1 protein-coding gene is annotated in these 1,443 nt (G+C 54.5%); it reads right to left on the minus strand.

The window, feature by feature from the left end; translation table 11 throughout:
- Positions 1-106: 106 nt before the first annotated feature.
- Positions 107-748 carry a response regulator gene (locus K309_RS0134915; RefSeq protein WP_029050477.1) on the minus strand — a complete coding sequence of 214 codons (642 nt, stop codon included), beginning with the start codon at positions 746-748 and terminating at the stop codon, positions 107-109.
- Positions 749-1,443: the final 695 nt, after the last annotated feature.

Consider the following 1,443-nt stretch of genomic DNA (forward strand, 5'->3'; position numbering starts at 1 on the left):
GTCAAGACAATCTGGCAAGGCCTGCAGCGCGTAATGGACTTCGCCGCCGGTATCAAGTACGCCCGGGAAATTGGTCACGAGTGACTTGTGTGTAAATGCAATGGTCTTAGAGACCTCCTTCCTGCGTGAATCCATGTCGAATTGCATAGCGAATAAGCTCGGCATTGTTCTGAAGACCTAGCTTTTGCATCAGCCGCATCTTGTGGGTGCTGATCGTCTTGGCGCTTAGCGATAGTGACTCGGCGATCTCGTTGACGGTTTGCCCTGTGGCAAGCCGCTGCAACACTTGGAATTCCCGATTAGAAAGCACTTCATGTGCTGGCGCGTCAGCGCCCCTCTGGTGAAACACCATGGCGTCAACCAACGCCGGATCGATGAACTTGCCCCCTGCGGCAAGCTTGCGTATTGCCCCAAGGAGGATCTCCGGGTCACTATCCTTTGTCACATATCCGGATGCTCCGGCACGTAAGGCCCTTGAAGCGACTTGTGCTTCGTTATGCATGCTGAGAACCAGGATGACGAGACTCGGCCATTCGAGACGAACCCTCCGAATCAAGTCGATGCCACTGATACCGGGCATAGTCATGTCCAAGAGGAGAAGGTTAAACTCTCCGGTGCGCAATTGCTCCAACGCAGCGGCGCCATCCGCGGCCTCGCCTGAGACGACGATATCTGTCGTTGTCGCCACAATTTGCTTTAGACCACTGCGGACGATCGCGTGGTCTTCAGCAATAAGAACTCGAATCATGCTTGACAGGGATTGGGGGCTATAAATTGACGCGCCCGCAACAGCACTGCGATCACTTGTCGATACATGGTCTTTCAAAACCCTATTATCAACACCGACATCCGTTGCTAGGTGCGGAAGGAACATGGTACGCCATATCCCTGGTGTTCGGATATGGGATACATCGATAGAGGCCATCCCCTCGCCGCGCCGGGGGTGAACTCTAACGACGCGTATTCGTACCCTATGTTCGGGCGCCGTCTTGTGCCGATGGAAGCTTTGATCACCAGTAGGTGCGCGCAAGTCTAACGGCAGCTTCGCTGTACTCCCGAGGCGAAAGAAGCTTCCCGTCTACATGACCAGCGCGGCTCTTTCCGCACGGGCGTCGTCTTTGCTTGCACAGCAAGTGACTTAAAAATTTGGTTATGCTTCGCAAGCGACGAAACGGAATGTAAAGAAACGGCGCGCGCATGGGGCACTTTGGCGGTCATGCACCGCCGATATGACGATCGATATACCAATGCGTCGCCAGTCTCTTCGAGCTTTTAGCGAGCGGCAGACCGCATGACTTAAGCAATAGCCATGCCAGCAGCAGATTACTATGAGTCCTCGCCCTTTGAATGCGAGATAAAGTCAAATCTGGTGTACGAAGGTTGATCGTGGCCGGTTCTCAGGCGGCGAGTTTCTGCTGATCCGGCGGATTGTCTTGCGCCGGG

The organism is Cupriavidus phytohabitans (assembly GCF_000426345.1).
GTDB lineage: Bacteria > Pseudomonadota > Gammaproteobacteria > Burkholderiales > Burkholderiaceae > Cupriavidus.

Bases quoted from the DNA above. Each gene is read 5' to 3' on its own strand.
- K309_RS0134915 (WP_029050477.1), bottom strand. From the start codon at position 748: ATGATTCGAGTTCTTATTGCTGAAGACCACGCGATCGTCCGCAGTGGT.